This window comes from Amycolatopsis sp. cmx-8-4, assembly GCF_046548675.1.
GTDB lineage: Bacteria > Actinomycetota > Actinomycetes > Mycobacteriales > Pseudonocardiaceae > Amycolatopsis.
On the sequence record NZ_JAEBDZ010000018.1, the window covers coordinates 65,592 to 82,138 of the forward strand.

Consider the following 16,547-nt stretch of genomic DNA (forward strand, 5'->3'; position numbering starts at 1 on the left):
CTCCATCCTGCCCGTCACACGGACGTCACCGCGGCTGGGCATACCCTCTGGGACGTGTCCAGCGAGCCCGTGACGAAATCCGGCGTGCCCCCGCGTCGCCGGGCCAGTGTGCTGCCCCTGCTCTCGGTCGGCGTGCTGCTGGCGGCCGTCGTCGCCGTCGGGCTGATCGCGCTCACCGGCGGCGCCGGTTACGTCATCGCGGGCCTGCCCGATCCCGGGCTGGTCACCAAGTACGGCATCACCGTCGTGCGCGTGCTGTCCGAGGCCGCGTCCGTGATCTGCGTCGGTTCGCTGCTGCTGGCGGCGTTCCTGGTACCGCCGCAGAAGTCCGGCACGCTCGGTCCCGAGGGCTACGGCGCGCTGCGCGCCGCCGGGATCGCCGCCTGGGTGTGGTTCGCCGCGGCGCTGCTCTCGGTCGCCTTCACCGCCGCCGACACCGCCGGGAAGCCGTTCGGCGACGTCCTGGACCCGCAGACGCTGCTCGACCTCGTCGGCGCCATCGAGCAGCCCAAGGCGTGGCTGTGGACGGCGCTGATCGCCGTGCTGGTCGCGCTCGGCTGCCGGCTCGCGCTGTCCTGGGGCTGGACGGCGGTGCTGTTCTTCCTGGCCGTCGGCGGGCTGGTCCCGGTCGCCGTCACCGGCCACTCGGCCAGCGGCGGCTCGCACGACGTCGCCACCAACAGCCTGCTGTTCCACCTGGTCGCCGCGTCGCTGTGGGTCGGCGGGCTGATCGCGCTGCTGGCGCTGGGCTACCGGCGCGGGGCGCACCTGAGCCTGGCCGCGCAGCGGTTCTCGCGGCTGGCGCTGGTCTGCTGGATCGTGATGGCGATCTCCGGCGTGATCAACGCGCTGGTCCGGATCGGCCTGAACGACCTGTTCACCACCGACTACGGCCTCCTGGTCGTCGCCAAGACGGTCGCCCTGCTGCTGCTCGGCGTCTTCGGCCACCAGCAACGCCGCAAGGGCGTCGCGGACCTCGTCGACGGCAAGGGCGGCGGGCAGCTGCTGCGCCTGGCCGCGGTCGAGATCCTCATCATGTTCGTCACGCTCGGCATCGCCAGCGGGCTCGCCAGGACGCCACCCCCGGCCGACGCGGTCACCCAGCCGTCCACGACCGAGCTGCTGATCGGCTACAACCTCGACGGCGAGCCGACGCTGTGGCGGCTGCTCTTCGACACCCGCTTCGACCTCGTCTACGGCACCGCGGCCCTCGTCCTCGGCGTGCTGTACCTGGCCGGCGTCCGGCGGCTGCTGCGCCGCGGCGACACCTGGCCGGCCGGCCGCACGGTCGCCTGGATCGCCGGCTGCGTGGTGCTGCTGATCGCGACGTCCTCGGGCATCGGCCGCTACTCGCCCGCCATGTTCAGCGTCCACATGGGCAGCCACATGCTGCTCTCGATGGTGACGCCGGTGCTGTTCGTGCTGGGCGGCCCGGTGACGCTCGCGCTGCGCGCGCTGCCCGCCGTGGGGAAGGACGACCCGCCGGGGCCGCGCGAGTGGCTCGTGGCGTTCGTGCACTCCCCGGTGTCGCGGTTCCTGACCCACCCGGTGGTCGCGCTGGCGCTGTTCGTCGGCTCGTTCTACGCGCTGTACTTCTCGGGGCTGTTCGACAACGCCCTGAGCTACCACTGGGCGCACCTGGTGATGAACGCGCACTTCCTGCTCGCCGGGTACGTATTCTACTGGCCGGTGATCGGCGTCGACCCGGCGCCGCGGCGGCTCCCGTACCTCGTCCGGCTCGGGATGATGTTCGCCGCGATGCCGTTCCACGCGTTCTTCGGCGTGATCCTGATGAGCAAGCAGACCGTGATCGGGCAGGCGTTCTACAGCCAGCTGCACCTGCCGTGGGTCTCCGACCTGCTGACCGACCAGCGGCTCGGCGGCGGCATCGCGTGGGCGGCCGGCGAGATCCCGGTGCTGCTGGTGCTGATCGCGCTGCTGGTGCAGTGGGCGCGTCAGGACGAGCGCGAGGCGAAGCGGCGCGACCGGCGCGAAGCGGTGACCGGCGACGAGGAACTCAACGCCTACAACGCGATGCTGAAGAACATGGCCGACGGGAAGCGCGCCGAATAGTCTCGACTTCCGGTTGAGCTTGAGACTCCGGCGATCGGCCGTTCCGGTGATCTGCGGCTGACTTTCGGTAGCCCGACGGTGACCGGCGTCAGGTCGCGATCAGGTGCGCTCTACGATCGTGCGTATGGCCGAGTTCATCTACACCATGAAGAAGGTGCGCAAGACCGTCGGGGACAAGGTCATCCTCGACGACGTCAGCACCGCGTTCTACCCCGGCGCCAAGATCGGCGTGGTCGGGCCGAACGGTGCCGGTAAGTCCACCGTTCTCAAGATCATGGCGGGGATCGAGCAGGCCAGCAACGGCGAGGCGTTCATCCATCCCGGGTCGAGCGTCGGCATCCTGATGCAGGAGCCGGAGCTCAACGAGGAGAAGACGGTCCGCGGGAACGTCGAAGAGGGCCTCGGCGAGATCAAGGTCAAGCTCGACCGGTACAACGAGGTCCTCACGCTGATGGAGACCGAGTACACCGAAGAGCTGATGGAGGAGATGGGCCAGCTCCAGGAGGAGCTGGACCACGCCGACGCCTGGGAGCTCGACTCGACCGTCGAGCAGGCGATGGACGCGCTGCGCTGCCCGCCGCCCGAGGAGGCCGTCACCCACCTGTCCGGTGGTGAGCGCCGCCGCGTCGCGCTGTGCAAGCTGCTGCTCTCGGCGCCGGACCTGCTGCTGCTCGACGAGCCCACCAACCACCTGGACGCCGAAAGTGTCCTGTGGCTGGAGCAGTTCCTCTCCCGCTACGCCGGCGCCGTCCTCGCCGTCACCCACGACCGGTACTTCCTGGACAACGTGGCCGAGTGGATCATGGAGATCGACCGCGGCCGCGTCGTCGGGTACGAGGGCAACTACTCGACGTACCTGGAGAAGAAGCAGGAACGTCTCGCGGTCCAGGGCAAGAAGGACATGAAGCTCGCGAAGCGCCTGAAGACCGAGCTGGAGTGGGTCCGGTCGAACGCCAAGGCGCGCCAGACCAAGTCCCGGTCGCGGCTCGACCGCTACGAGGAGATGGCGGCGGAGGCGGACAAGCACCGCAAGCTCGACTTCGAAGAGATCCAGATCCCGCCGGGCCCCCGGCTCGGCAGCGTCGTGGTCGAGGTCGACAAGCTCAAGAAGGGCTTCGACGAGCGCGTCCTCATCGACGGCCTCTCGTTCGACCTGCCGCGCAACGGCATCGTCGGCGTGATCGGCCCGAACGGCGTCGGCAAGACCACGCTGTTCAAGACGATCGTCGGGCTCGAGGACCCGGACGACGGCATCGTCAAGATCGGCGAGACGGTCAAACTGTCCTATGTGGACCAGAACCGCGGCGGGATCGACCCGAAGAAGACCGTCTGGCAGGTCGTCTCCGACGAGCTGGACTACATCCACGTCGGCCAGACCGAAATGCCGTCGCGGGCGTACGTCTCGGCGTTCGGCTTCAAGGGCCCGGACCAGCAGAAGCCGGCGGGGGTGCTCTCCGGTGGTGAGCGCAACCGGCTCAACCTGGCGCTGACGCTCAAGCAGGGCGGGAACCTGATCCTGCTCGACGAGCCGACGAACGACCTGGACGTCGAGACCCTGGGCTCGCTGGAGAACGCGCTGGAGCAGTTCCCCGGCTGCGCCGTGGTGATCTCGCACGACCGGTGGTTCCTCGACCGGGTCGCGACGCACATCCTGGCCTGGGAAGGTACCGACGAGAACCCCGCGCAGTGGTTCTGGTTCGAGGGCAACTTCGAAGGGTACGAGAAGAACAAGGTGGAGCGGATGGGCGCCGAGGCGGCCCGCCCGCACCGTGTCACCCACCGCAAGCTGACCCGCGACTGAGGGGGCGGGTTTCCCCGTGGAAGCCAGCAAGCAGCACCGGACGGGCCCGCTCGCGCCGTCGACCGCCGCCTCCGCCGGAGGACGCGCGTCGACGGGCACCGAGAGCGGGCGCTCCGCCAATGCCGGGGGAACCCTCTCCGCCGTCGGGCGGCTCATCGAGCGGGCGGACGCGCTGCACCTGCGCGCGCCCGAGCTCGCCCTGGTCCTCGGCGAGCGCGCGGCCGCGTTGGCCGAGGCCGCCGGGGCCGACGAGCAGTGGATCCGGGCCGAGAGCCTGGTCGTGTCCGCGCGCGTCCGGCTCGGCGACCGGCCGGCCACGGTCGGGCGGGCGGTCGCGGCGTTGCGCGCGGCCGAGCACGCCGGGTACGGCGACATCGCCGCCCGGCTGCGCATCGACCTCGCCGTCTGTGCCCGCAGCCTGGGCGTGCCGCTGACCGGCCTGTCCGCGCTGCGCCCGGTGCTCACCGACCCGGTCGTCTCGCCGGTGCACCGCGCCGCCGCGCTGACGCACCTGGTCGGCTGCCTCGCGCAGATCGGCCGGAAGTCCGAGCTGGACCGGGTGCTCGTCGAAGCCGACAAGCTCGTGCTGGGCGACGACTCGCTGGGCGCCGACACCCAGCTGCTGGTGCGGGCGCTGCTGCGGGTCGGCACGGCCGCGCACCGGCGCCGGCACGGCGACCTGACCGCGGCGGCCGACGCCGCCCGCACCGGGCTGGGCTTCCTGGAGAAGCTCGACAACCCGTCCGACGACGGCGGGCTCGTCCGGATCCGCTTGGTGCTGCTGCTGGTCGGCACGCTGCTCGACCGCGGTGACGGCGAAATGGCGTACGAGATCGCCGAGCCGATGCTGGCCGAGCCCATGCGCGCCGCCGGCGTCGCGCCCGCGAGCTGGCTGCGGCTGGCCGTCGCGACCCGGATCCACCTGCCATCGGGCTCCGGCGAGGCCGCGATCGAGCTGGTCCGCGAAGCCGTCGCGAGCACCGACCGGCACGGGCTGTCCGCGGTCACCGCGCGGCTGTGGCTGGAGCTGGCGCAGCTGCACGAACGCTTCGGCCAGGCCGAGGAAGCCATCGCGTGCCTGTACCGCTCGCGCGCGGCCGAGCAGCTGTACGCGCGAGCCCGGCGGCAGGCGTGCAACGTGCTGGCCGGCGAGTTCGGCACCGGCGAACCGGCGTCGATCGACCTCGACGAGGTGCTCAAGGCGGTGCCGTCACGGCCGGTCCCGGTCGTCGCGGCCGAGCCCGCCCCGGCCCCGGCCGTCCGTGAACCGGCCGCGCCCACCGTGCCTGCTGCTCCCGCCGCCCCGCAGGCTCCGGCTTGGTCGTTCGGCAGCCGCGAGCCGGAACCCGGGACCATCCCGGCGCCCGCGTGGTCGTTCGAACGGCCCCGGACGGCACCCGACGCGGCCGAGACGACGACGTTGCTGCCGGCCGTGCGGGACGAACCGGCGCGGCCGGAGCCGGTGGTCGTCGAGCGCCGCCCGGAACGGCCCGCGACCCGGCCGGAGCCGATCGAGGTCCGCTCGGCCGAGCGTGCCCCCCAGCCCGAGACGCGCGAGCGTCTTGAGCCGGCCGAGGTTCGTTCGGCGCGGGAGCGGCGCCTGGAACCGAGCGAAGCCCGCGCGGCCGAGCCCGGCCGGCGGCCGGAGCCGAGCGAGGCCCGCCCGCCGTGGCAGCGCGCGGGGACGGGCGAGAACCGAGCCGCGGAAGCGCGGCCGCAGTCCCGGGCCGAGCGGCGGTCCGCGTCCGAGCCACGCCTGGATCCCATCGAGGTGCGCTCGGCGCCCGAACGCGGCGCGAAGCCGGAGTTCCGGTCCGAGCCGGTCGAGGTCGGCCCGGCGGAGCCCGATTCCCCGCCTGAGCGCGACGAAGCCCGGTCGAAGCCGGAGTTCGGATCGGAGTCGGCCGACTTCCGGTCCGGCCGGCGCGCCGCACCGGAACCGGAAACCGGCCGGTCGGCCGCGCCCGAGTCCAACGGCCACACGACGCAGCCCGCCGCCGAGGCGCCCGCCGGAAACGGGAAGGCCAAGTTCTCCTGGGCCGCCGTCGCCGAGGCCCGGCTGCGGGAGACCGCCGCCGAACGGGAGTCGGCACCCACGCGCGTGACGCCGGCCCTGCCCCTCGCGCCCGAACCCGCGGCCGAGCGGGAACCGGTGCGGCGCGAGCCGCAGCCCTCGACCCGGCACGACTCCGAGCACGGTTCGCCGTCGGTGCTGGACCGGCTCGGGATCTCCGCTTCGGGTGGTGGCGGGGGCCGCGGCCGCCGCCGGGCCGAGGACGCCGAAAGCCCCCGCGAGGAGCCGGCGCCCGAACCGAAGCGGCCGGAGGCCCTCGCGCCGGCACCGCGTCCCGAGGACTACAGCGACGACGCCGAGTCGTGGCTGCCGCGGCTGCGGATGCCGCCGTCGCTGGAGCCGATGGAGGACTTCGGGCACTGGACGCCCGCGACGGCGCCGTTCCCGGAGGGCTACGCGCGCGCCATCGCCGAGGACGAGCCGCCGCCGGACGCCGGTCTCGCCGACCTGCTGGCCCGCGCGCTCGCCGAGCACCAGGCGGGCACGGCCAGCGCCGCCGCGCTCGTCAAGCAGCTCGGGTCGGAGGACAACGGCCGTCGCAACGGGCACGGCCGCAACGGCCACGGCGCGGAAGTCCCGGACACCCGCCGGCACGGCTCATCCGACTGACCCGCTCCGCCGACCCGGGTGGTCCGACGTCGAACCACCGCCACTCATCGCCCAGGTGCGCGTCGGCCGCATCAGCGAACGCCGTTCATTCGGTGAGACACCATCTTTCGTCGCCGACTCGCCGGCGGCCCGTGAGAGTGGGATGCGTCGCACTTCGCTGTCGGTGACCGGCCGTCACCGCTCGCCGAGCGGCTCGGCACCGTCCGCCGCGCGGGTCTGCTGAACCGATCATGTAGCCACCGCGCTGCGCACCGGCCGGTGCGCGCGGCTGGTCAGCGCCGCGGGAAGGCCCGCAACACAACCCGTCAGTAGCTTGACCGATCACGCGAATCCGCAGGCCCATAAGGGTTTTCCGGCGCCCGGCAAGCTCCGGGTCTTCGTGTCTTCCGCCAGCCCGGCGGATTAGTGTGGGGTGGCCGGAGTTCAACGCCGAACCCGGCGCGGAGTCACCCACGCATCTTGGAGAGTTGCCTCGAATGAGCTCGACCGGAGTCTCGTCCCCACCCGGAACCGGAGCCGTCACCGAACCCGAGTTCGGTCCCCCGCGCTCCACCGTCAGCCCGGAGCAGATCAGGGACGACCTGATCGACGCCGCCGCCGGGCTGGCGCCGGAGATCGGCGAGCTCATCCGGCTCTACTACCGGCACATCCCGGCCGAGGAGATCGTCGGCGACGAGCCGGTCAACCTGGTCGGCGCGGTCCGCTCGCACTGGCAGCTGGCCCAGCAGCGGATGCCGGGCCGCCCCGCCGTGCGGCTGCTGAACCCGACCGTCGCCGAGGACGGCTGGGCCCGCGAGGCCACCGTCGTGCAGGTCGTCACCGACGACATGCCCTACCTGGTCGACTCGATCGCCGCGGAGTTCGCCCGCGACGGCGTGCAGGTGCAGCGGATCGTCCACCCGATCGTCGTCGTGACCCGCGACCTGACCGGTGAGCTGCTGGAAGTGCACCCGGACGCGGACCCGGCGAACCCGCCCGCGAACTCGGCCGCCGAGTCGTGGATGTACATCGAGATCGACTTCGTCACCGACCCGAACCGGGCCCGCGAGCTCGACAACCGGCTCTCCAGCGTGCTGGGCGACGTCCGCGAGGTCGTCGAGGACGCCGAGAAGATGGCCCAGACGGCCTGCCAGCTCGCCGGCGAGCTGGAGACCGACCCGCCGCAGCTGCCCCAGGCCGAAGTCGCCGAGGGCGCCCGCCTCCTGCGCTGGCTGGCCGACGGCCACTTCACGTTCCTCGGTTACCGCCGCTACGAGCTGGTCGAGAACCCGCATCCGGACTCGGACGAGCCGGCCCTGCGCGCGGTGCTGGCCTCCGGCCTCGGCGTGCTGCGCCAGGACAGCCTGGCCGCGCGCGGCCTCACCGCCGGCCCGGACAGCTCGACGACCGCGCTCGCGCCGTCGCTGCTGGTGCTGACGCAGGCGAGCGCGCCCTCGACCGTGCACCGGCCGGTCTACCCGTACTACGTCGGCGTGAAGACCTTCGACGCCGAGGGCACGGTCACCGGCGAACACCGCTTCCTCGGCATGTTCACCACCACCGCGCTGCACGAGAACGTCCTCGACATCCCGGTGGTCTGCGACCGCGTCCGCGAGGTCATCCACCGCGCCGGGTTCCCGATGGAGTCGTTCTCCGGCCAGCGGATGCTCGAGGTACTGCAGAACTGGCCGCGCGCGGACCTGTTCTCCGCCGACACCGACTCGCTGTACTCCACGACGACCGGCGCGATCACGTTGTCGGACCGCCGCCGGCTGCGGCTGTTCCTGCGCCGCGACCCGTACGGCCGCTTCTACTCCTGCCTCGTCTACCTCCCGCAGGACCGCTACACGACGCGCTCGCGGCTCGCGATGCAGGAAGTCCTGCTCGAAGAGCTCGAAGGCACCCAGCTCGAATACAGCGCCCGCATCGGGGAAACCGTGCTGGCGCAGGTGCACTTCATGGTCCACACCGATCCCGCGCGCGGCCAGGAGCCGGACACCCCGCGGATCCAGGACCGGCTCAACGACGCCGTCCGCAGCTGGGACGACCGGATGGTCGAGGCGGTCCTCGACGAGCGCCGGGAGCGCTCGGACGGCGGCGTGGCCGTCGGGGTCCTCGGCGAGGAGTCGGCGACCGAGCAGGGCCAGCGCTACGCGAGCGTCTTCCCCGAGGGCTACAAGGAGGACTTCTCCGCCGAAGAGGCGCTCGCCGACCTGCGCGCCCTCGACTCGCTCTCCGACGAAGGCGACCTCGCGCTGTCGTTCTACCTGCCGGGCGACGCCGAGCCCGGCGAACGGCGGTTCAAGCTCTTCCTGCGCGGTGAGGGCGTGACGCTGTCGAAGGTCCTCCCGGTGCTGCAGGCGATGGGCGTCGAGGTCGTCGACGAGCGGCCGTACGAGCTGCACCGCGAAGACGGCGGCCCGTGCTGGATCTACGACTTCGGCCTGCGCATCAGCCAGAAGATGCTGGGCCAGCAGCCGGACGACGCCGCCGTCGCCGAGCTGCGCGATCGCTTCCAGGACGCCTTCGAGGCCGCCTGGCGCGGCGACGCCGAGGTCGACGGCCTCAACGGCCTCGTCCTGCGCGGCGGGCTCACCTGGCGCCAGGCCGCCGTGCTGCGCGCGTACTCGCGGTACCTGCGCCAGGCCGGCAGCGCGTTCTCCCAGGACTACATCCAGAACACGCTGCTGTCCCACACCGAGGTCGCCACGAAGCTGCTGTGGCTGTTCGAAGCCCGCTTCGACCCATTCCTGTCGGACGCCGACCGCGAGGCCGCGACCGACGGCCTGGCCGGCGAGCTGAACGCGCTGATCGACGAGGTCACCAGCCTCGACGAGGACCGGATCCTGCGCCGGCTGATGGCCGTCATCCGGGCCACCCTGCGGACGAGTTACCACGTCACCGACGCCGAGGGCGCGCCGCGGCCGTACCTGGCGATCAAGCTCGACCCGAGCGGCGTGCCCGACCTGCCCGAGCCGCGGCCGCGGTTCGAGATCTTCGTGTACTCGCCGCGCGTCGAAGGCGTGCACCTGCGCTTCGGCGAGGTCGCGCGCGGTGGCCTGCGCTGGTCGGACCGGCGCGAGGACTTCCGCACCGAGATCCTCGGCCTGGTCAAGGCGCAGGCGGTCAAGAACGCCGTCATCGTGCCGGTCGGCGCGAAGGGCGGCTTCGTCGTGAAGCGCCCGCCGGTCCCGACCGGCGACTCCGGCATCGACCGCGACGCCCAGCTCAACGAGGGCATCGCCTGCTACCGCATGTTCATCTCCGGCCTGCTCGACCTGACCGACAACCGCGTCGAGGGCAAGACCGTGCCCGCGCCGGGCGTCGTCCGGCACGACGCCGACGACTCCTACCTGGTCGTCGCGGCCGACAAGGGCACCGCGAAGTTCTCCGACATCGCCAACGAGATGTCGGCGCAGTACGGCTTCTGGCTCGGGGACGCCTTCGCCTCCGGTGGCTCGGTCGGCTACGACCACAAGGCCATGGGCATCACGGCGAAGGGCGCCTGGGAGAGCGTCAAGCGGCACTTCCGCGAGCTGGGCAAGGACACCCAGACCGAGGACTTCACCGTCGTCGGCATCGGCGACATGATGGGTGACGTCTTCGGCAACGGCATGCTGCTGTCCGAGCACATCCGGCTGGTCGCCGCGTTCAACCACATGCACGTCTTCCTCGACCCGATCCCGGACGCGGCGGCGACCTACGCCGAGCGCCGCCGGCTGTTCGACCTGCCGCGCAGCTCGTGGGACGACTACGACCGCTCGCTGATCAGCGAGGGCGGCGGCATCTACTCCCGCTCGGCCAAGTCGATCCCGGTCAGCCCGCAGGTCCGCGAGGCGCTCGGCCTCGACGCGAGCGTCACCGCGCTGGCGCCGATGGACCTGATCCAGGCCATCCTGCTGGCGCCCGTGGAGCTGCTCTGGAACGGCGGTATCGGCACCTACGTCAAGGCGGAGACCGAAACCCACGCCCACGCCGGTGACAAGGCCAACGACGCCATCCGCGTCGACGGCAAGCAGCTGCGCGTCAAGGTGTTCGGCGAGGGCGGCAACCTGGGCCTGACCCAGCTCGGCCGGATCGAGTTCGCCCGCGAGGGCGGCAAGATCAACACCGACGCGCTGGACAACTCGGCCGGCGTCGACTGCTCCGACCACGAGGTCAACATCAAGATCCTGCTCGATCACCTGGTGCAGACCGGGAAGCTCGAGCAGGCCCAGCGCAACGCGCTGCTGGAGGAGATGACCGACGAGGTCGGCGCGCTGGTGCTGGCCGACAACTACCGGCAGAACGCGGTGCTCGGCGTCAGCCGGGCGCACGCCGGGCCGATGGTCTCGGTGCACGCGCGGCTCGTCGCGTCGCTGGTCGCCGAGGGCGCGTTCGACCGCAAGCTGGAGGCGCTGCCGAGCAACTCGGAGTTCCGCGAGCTGGAGAAGGCGGACAAGGGCCTCACCTCGCCGGAGCTGGCGACGCTGCTCGCGCACGTCAAGCTGGAGCTGAAGGACGAGCTGCTGGCCAGCGACCTGCCCGACTCGCAGGTCTTCGCCGGCCGGCTGCCGGAGTACTTCCCGAAGCCGTTGCGCGAGCGGTTCGCGCCGGCGATCGGCGAGCACCCGCTGCGCCGCCAGATCATCACCACGCTGATCGCGAACGAGGTCGTCGACGGCGGCGGCATCTCGTTCGTCTACCGGCTGATGGAGGAGATGAACGCGACGGCGACCGACGCCGTGCGCGCGTACGCCGTCGTGTCGCGGGTCTTCGACCTCCCGTCGCTGTGGAGCGCGATCGACGCGCTGGACAACGTCGTGCACACCGACGTCGCCGACGAGATGACCCTGGAGACGCGGCGGCTGCTCGACCGGGCCGCGCGCTGGTTCCTCACCAACCGGCCGCAGCCGCTGGCGCCGCTGGCGGAGATCAACCGCTTCGGCCGGGTCCTCAACGAGCTGGTGCCGAAGCTCGGCGACCTGCTGCGCGGCCGGGAAGCCGAGTCGGTGCAGGCGAAGGTGGCGGAGCTGACCGCCGGGCATGTGCCGGCCGAGCTGGCCCGCCGGATCGCCCTGCTGCTGCACACGTTCGGCCTGCTCGACGTGACCGAGGTCGCCGAGCTCGCGGAGCAGCAGATCGGCGTCGACGCGACGCACAGCCCGGCCGAGACGGCGGAGCTGTACTACGCGCTGTCGGCGCACCTGGACGTCGACAAGATGCTCACCGAGATCAGCGCGCTCGAACGCGGCAACCGCTGGCACGCCCTCGCCCGGCTTTCGCTGCGCGACGACGTCTACGGCTCGCTGCGGGCGATCACGCTCGATGCGTTGCGGCACAGCGATCCCGGGTCGTCGGCGGACGCCAAGATCGCGCAGTGGGAGAAGACCAACGCCTCCCGGCTGCAGCGGGCGCGCGTCGCGCTCGACGAGATCACCAAGTCCGGCCGCCTCGACCTGGCGACGCTTTCGGTGGCGGCCCGCCAGATCCGGAGCACGGTGCGGTGACCTACGTTTCGCTGGTCCGCCCGCGCTGGACGGACATGGACGTCTACGGACACGTCAACCACGCCAAGATGGTGACGCTGCTCGAAGAGGCCCGGATCCCGCTGCTGTTCGAGGGGGCCGTCTCGGCCGGGTTGGAGCAGCTGCCGAAGGGCATCGTCGTGGTCAAGCTCGAAGTGGGCTACAAGGCGCCGATCGTGGTGACCGGGCAGGAGCTCCGCGTCGACATCGACCTGGCCGAGCTGAAGGCGGCGAGCTTCACGCTGGCCTACCGGGTGCACAACGGGCCGGCCGAGGCGGACCCGGTGGCGGTCACCGCGCAGACGGTGCTGGCGCCGTACGACACGGTCGCGTTGCGGCCGCGTAGGCTCACCCCGGCCGAGTCGGAGTTTCTGAAGCAGGGGTTCGCGGATGCCTGAGTTGTTCGTGCCGGACGCGGCGGACCGGGAGACCCTCGGCGCCTTCGTCGCCCGCGCGGTCCGGCTGGACGGCCAGACGGCCGTCCGGCTGCGCCAGCGCGGTGACGGCGTGGTCGAGGCCTGGACGGCGACGCCGTTCGAGTGCCTGGCGACCCGCGCGGTGGCCGGTGACGTCACCCCCGGCGACGTCACGGTGTCCGGCAACGAGCTGCTCGCCGCGCTGACGGTGGCGGGCGCGCCGCGGATGGACCCGGGTCCGGCCCGCGACCTGCTCTGGCACGGCGAGCTGCCGCCGCGCGGCCCCTGGCCGCTGGTCGACGAGCTCCCGGCGCACGTCGTCGCGCAGCTGGCCGACCGGGGCGTCACGCTGGCCCGCGACAACGCGGGCCCGCACGGCAACCCGCCGGCGTCGCTGATGGACCAGGCGGTGCTCACCGTCAGCGGTGGCTCGCAGGAGGTCAAGGTCCAGATGCGCTGCCTGTTCGCGTTGTCCGGCATGGGTTTCGTGGACTCGGGCGTCGAGGGTGACGTCGTCCGCGTGACGGCGACGGACTCGTGGCTGCGCCTGGACGCGCGCTACGGCGCGATCCTGCGCCGCCGCCACGCGCTGCTGCCGCTGCTGTTCTGAAGCCTTACGGAATCCTTGCGAGCCGGGCGATCACCCGGCCGCGGTGGCACGCTGAGGCCATGGCCCCGGACGACGACCCCACAGCGGACTTCCTCGACGGTGTTCGCGCCGAGGAAACGCCGTGGCGACGCGACCGTCCGGTGGGTGAGAAAGCGCCCGAGGGCGTCGAACGACCTGAGAGGTGGGGCCGCACGCGTGCGGCGGGCCGGGCGGCTGCCCAGGCGGCGCCCTACCTCCAGGCCGCGGCCCTGGTGGCCTGGCTGGCGAGCGGAGCTTTCGACGACGGCTCGGGTTCGGGCGACCAGAGCTAGAGCAGCCAGCCGACGCGTCGGTGGGGCTTCTCGCGCCGATCTATGTTCACCCGTTTGTCGAGGTAGACACGTCTAGTCGATTGGACGCTTGCGTGTCTAGGTGGATAGACTTACTCTTGTGGTGAACAAAACGATGAAGGCATCGGCGGTGCTTCAGCTCGCTCGTGCGGCAGCTCGACGCAAGGGCCATCGCGTCGAGCATCTGCCCGGTCGGGGCAAAGGGTCGCACGTGGTCTACGTCGTGCTCGACGCTGACGACGATGTCATCGGTCGATTCACGTTGACCAATCACTCCCGTGACGTGTCCATCGGCGTGCTGCGTGCGATCGAAGACGGTTTGGCCCATCTGTTCGGCGAGAAGTGGATGGAGAAACGATGAACTATCCGACTTTCACGGTGACCGTGAGCCGCGAAGACACCCTGTGGGTCGCGGTCGTGACCAATGGCCTCGAGCGAGGGTACGTCGGTGCGGACGACTTTGAGCACTTCGCCGACATCGACCCTGGGATGCGGGAGATCATCGCGGATCTCACGGGTATTCAACCGGGTCAGTTCACCGTTTCCTGGCGGTACGAGTTCGGCGAAGAGGATGAGACGGCCCTGGTGCTGGAGTACCAGGAGGCTCATCGAATTGCTGAAGACATGGCCGAATGGCGTGATCGGGTCCGCTCCCGTTTGGTTTCCGATCTCAGCAAGAAGCTGTCTCAGCGGGCGGTCGCTGACCTTCTTGGTTTGTCCCATCAGCGCGTGAATCAGCTCTCGCATGGTCCTGTGCCCGAGCTCTCGCTGGCTCTTCCCGCCGTGGACGAACTGGCTGACGCGCTCAGGCGTTCGCTGGGAATGGACCGCGAGGGATTCTTGAAGGCGATCGCTCAGCTCAACTCGTTTGCCTCATCGTCGAATCAAAATCAAGAGGAAGGGATTGCTTCTTCAGCTTGTCGAGGTTGAGTGTGCGCAAGGCGCTGACCCACTCCGGCTAGACGAGCCAGGCCGCCGAATCGGCCGGGAGCTTCCCGTCCACCAGCGGACTGCTCGACAGCAGCACCTCGCCCGGCGGCAGCGCGATCGGGCTGGCGGACGTGTTCAGCGCGCAGACCAGCCCGCCACCCCGGCGGCGGAAGGCGAAACACCCCGCGGGCGCGCCGTACCACTCCAGCTCGTCGCCGCCGAACGCCGAGTGCGTCTTGCGCAGCTCGATCGCCTGGCGGTACAGCGAGAGCGTCGAATCGGCGTCTTCTATCTGCTTCTCGACCGTCAGCTCGGCCCACTCGCCCGGCATCGGCAGCCAGGTGCGCGGGTTGCGGGAGAAGCCGAACGGCGGCAGGTCGCCCTCCCACGGCAGCGGTACCCGGGAGACGTCGCGGCCGAACTCCGCGCCGCTCGTCTTCGCGCGCGGGTCGGCGATGGCCGAAACCGGGACGTCGACGTTGGCCAGCCCCAGCTCTTCGCCGTTGTACAGGTAGACCGCGCCGGGCAGGGCCAGCTCGACCAGCGCCATCGCCCGGGCGCGGCGGACGCCCTGCGCGCCGCCGCCGTAGCGGCTGACCTGGCGCCAGACGTCGTGGTTGCTCAGCGTCCACGTCGCCGGCGCGCCGACCTTCGCCGGCACGGTCAGGGAGCGCTGGATCGCCGTGCGCATGGCGTCGGCGTCGAAGTGGGTCAGCACCAGCCGGAAGTTGAACGCCAGGTGCAACTCGTCGGGCCGCAGGTAGCGCGAGAGGCGCTCCTCGTCGGTCACCCAGATCTCGCCGACGGCCATGGTCTCCGGGAACTCGTCGAGCACCTTGCGGATCATCTGGTGGATCTCGTGGACGCCGTCGTAGTCCCAGCGCGGGTCGTAGTAGTCGGTCGGGGTGAACCCGCCGGCCCTCGGGTCCATGTCCGGCAGGCCCGGCGGCTTCGCCATGCCGTGCGCGACATCGATGCGGAAGCCGTCCACGCCGCGTTCGAGCCAGAACCGCAGGGTGCGTTCCAGGTCGGCGGCGACCTCGGGGTCGGCCCAGTTCAGGTCCGGCTGCTGCGGCGCGAACAGGTGCAGGTACCACTGGCCGTCCGGCACGCGGGTCCACGCCGGGCCGCCGAACGCGCTGACCCAGTTGTTCGGCGGGTCCTCACCGCGCGGGCCGACGCCGTCGCGGAAGACGTACCGCTCGCGCTCCCGGCTGCCCGGCGCCGCCGCCATCGCCGACTTGAACCAGGCGTGCTGGTTGCTGGTGTGGTTCGGCACGACGTCGACGGTGACCTTGATCTTGCGCTTGTGCGCCTCGGTCAGCAGGACGTCGAAGTCGCCGAGGGTGCCGAACATCGGGTCGACGTCGCGCGGGTCGGCGATGTCGTACCCGTGGTCGGCCATGGGGGAGCGGTAGAACGGCGTCAGCCACAGCGCGTCGACGCCCAGCAGCTCCAGGTAACCGAGCCGGGACCGGATGCCCTCCAGGTCGCCGACGCCGTCGCCGTCCGAATCGGCGAACGAGCGCACGTAGACCTGGTAGAAGACGGCCTCCCGCCACCACTCCAGCGCTTTCCGGGGGCCCCGGGTGGCGGAGCCTCCGGCCCGGGGCGAAGCCCCGGATGTTTCGGCGTCCTCCGGCTCGGCTCTCATCAGACGAAGCTGTTCATCATGCTGTGCGCGGCCATCTCCAGGTAGGCCCACAGCTGCTGCCGGTAGGGCTCGTCGAGGTTCTCTTCGTCCACCGCGATCCGGATGCAGCGCAGCCAGGCGTCCCGCTCGATCGGCCCGATCTTGAACGGCGCGTGCCGCATCCGCAGCCGCGGGTGCCCGCGCTGGTCGGAGTAGGTGTGCGGGCCGCCCCAGTACTGCATCAGGAACAGCCGGAAGCGTTCCTCGGCCGGGCCGAGGTCCTCCTCCGGGTAGAGGGGACGCAGGATCTCGTCCCGCGCGACTTCCTCGTAGAACCGCCCGACGATCCGGCGGAACGTGGGTTCGCCGCCCACCGCTTCGTACAGGTTCGCCGGTTCGCTCACTGGTGACACGCCTCCCATTTTGCCCTTCCGCTCAAGGTTCCCGACGCCCGGTACCGGTGCTTCCGAACCGTCGCAAAACCGTTTCCCAGCGTAACGGCGGCGGTCCCGACGACCGGATCGCGACGACCTCCGGCCGAGGGTCGTGAGTGCGTAACAGTGTTCTAACACTGTTACGCACTCAC

11 protein-coding genes are annotated in these 16,547 nt (G+C 71.2%); 9 read left to right on the top strand and 2 right to left on the bottom strand.

The features are described from left to right. Positions 1-54 precede the first annotated feature (54 nt). From ACLJQZ_RS32145 to ACLJQZ_RS32185, 9 genes are all read left to right on the top strand, one after another. Positions 55-2,073 carry a cytochrome c oxidase assembly protein gene (locus tag ACLJQZ_RS32145; RefSeq protein WP_410623589.1) on the top strand — a complete coding sequence of 673 codons (2,019 nt, stop codon included), beginning with the start codon at positions 55-57 and terminating at the stop codon, positions 2,071-2,073. Between the two features lie 124 nt (positions 2,074-2,197). Continuing rightward, positions 2,198-3,874, top strand: coding sequence for an energy-dependent translational throttle protein EttA (ettA, locus tag ACLJQZ_RS32150; RefSeq protein WP_410623590.1), 1,677 nt, complete (start codon positions 2,198-2,200; stop codon positions 3,872-3,874). A gap of 16 nt (positions 3,875-3,890) precedes the next feature. Then, positions 3,891-6,557: a hypothetical protein gene (locus ACLJQZ_RS32155; RefSeq protein WP_410623591.1), complete on the top strand. Its 2,667-nt coding sequence runs from the start codon at positions 3,891-3,893 to the stop codon at positions 6,555-6,557. A 476-nt stretch (positions 6,558-7,033) separates the two neighbouring features. Beyond that, positions 7,034-12,025 carry an NAD-glutamate dehydrogenase gene (locus tag ACLJQZ_RS32160; protein WP_410623592.1) on the top strand — a complete coding sequence of 1,664 codons (4,992 nt, stop codon included), beginning with the start codon at positions 7,034-7,036 and terminating at the stop codon, positions 12,023-12,025. Then, complete coding sequence (locus ACLJQZ_RS32165) at positions 12,022-12,441, top strand: thioesterase family protein (protein WP_326943449.1); 420 nt, start codon at positions 12,022-12,024, stop codon at positions 12,439-12,441. Before ACLJQZ_RS32160 ends, ACLJQZ_RS32165 begins: the two co-directional genes overlap by 4 nt. After that, complete coding sequence (locus ACLJQZ_RS32170) at positions 12,434-13,069, top strand: hypothetical protein (RefSeq protein ID WP_410623593.1); 636 nt, start codon at positions 12,434-12,436, stop codon at positions 13,067-13,069. Before ACLJQZ_RS32165 ends, ACLJQZ_RS32170 begins: the two co-directional genes overlap by 8 nt. Positions 13,070-13,128: 59 nt before the next feature. Beyond that, positions 13,129-13,380 carry a hypothetical protein gene (locus tag ACLJQZ_RS32175; protein ID WP_410623594.1) on the top strand — a complete coding sequence of 84 codons (252 nt, stop codon included), beginning with the start codon at positions 13,129-13,131 and terminating at the stop codon, positions 13,378-13,380. Positions 13,381-13,498: 118 nt separating this feature from the next. Next, the gene (locus ACLJQZ_RS32180) at positions 13,499-13,759 is read left to right on the top strand and encodes a hypothetical protein (RefSeq protein WP_410623595.1); all 261 of its coding nucleotides are present in this window, start codon (positions 13,499-13,501) and stop codon (positions 13,757-13,759) included. Further along, positions 13,756-14,328: a hypothetical protein gene (locus ACLJQZ_RS32185; RefSeq protein ID WP_410623596.1), complete on the top strand. Its 573-nt coding sequence runs from the start codon at positions 13,756-13,758 to the stop codon at positions 14,326-14,328. The genes ACLJQZ_RS32180 and ACLJQZ_RS32185 overlap by 4 nt, the downstream gene beginning before the upstream one ends. A gap of 28 nt (positions 14,329-14,356) precedes the next feature. On the opposite strand, the gene ACLJQZ_RS32190 is transcribed toward ACLJQZ_RS32185, so the two are convergent. Beyond that, on the bottom strand, positions 14,357-15,982 hold the full coding sequence (locus tag ACLJQZ_RS32190) for a glycoside hydrolase family 13 protein (RefSeq protein ID WP_410623597.1): 1,626 nt from the start codon (positions 15,980-15,982) through the stop codon (positions 14,357-14,359). After that, positions 15,982-16,365 (bottom strand): globin, encoded by a 384-nt coding sequence (locus ACLJQZ_RS32195; protein ID WP_326960134.1) that lies wholly within the window; start codon positions 16,363-16,365, stop codon positions 15,982-15,984. Before ACLJQZ_RS32195 ends, ACLJQZ_RS32190 begins: the two co-directional genes overlap by 1 nt. Positions 16,366-16,547 lie beyond the last annotated feature (182 nt).